We start from the raw sequence: 468 nt of genomic DNA, 5'->3' as shown, positions 1-468 counted from the left end.
TTCCTGCTGCCGGCCACCCACGGAGTGGGTCTGCCTGCTCTGCATTGCGCCTGCATTACGCCTGGCCGCGTCCGCTCACGTCCGTGCAATCGCTCACTCGACAGGAAGATCGCTCACCAGAGCCAGGTGCTCCGGCCGATGGCAATCACCGCATCGACAATGCGGGTGAAACTTTCACGGGCGCGACCGACCGTATGCCGGGCCCTGAGATAGCCGTGCACCAGACCCGGTTCCTCGACCCAGCTGGCCCGCCCGCCCGCCGCGATGATGCGGTCACGATAAGCCTCGCCGTCGGAAGACAGCGGGTCGCACTGCGCGGTGATGAGGACCGTCGGCGGCAGGTTGGCGAAGTCGGCATCGGCCAGCGGCGAGAGTGTTATGTCTCCGGTCCGATCCCGCCCGCCGGTGCGAATATGCTTGTAGAATTCGAGATCACGCATGGTCAGCATCGGCGCATCGGCGTGCCGG

At 66.0% G+C, this 468-nt stretch carries 1 protein-coding gene; it reads right to left on the bottom strand.

All coding sequences use genetic code 11. The features are described from left to right. Positions 1-113 precede the first annotated feature (113 nt). Positions 114-468, bottom strand: a 355-nt coding sequence (locus ACWTU8_RS32520) for an alpha/beta hydrolase fold domain-containing protein (RefSeq protein WP_455851336.1), incomplete at its 5' end; no start/stop codon positions are given.

Source organism: Mesorhizobium sp. BHbdii (assembly GCF_053848045.1).
This window is presented reverse-complemented; position numbering and strand designations above follow the sequence as displayed.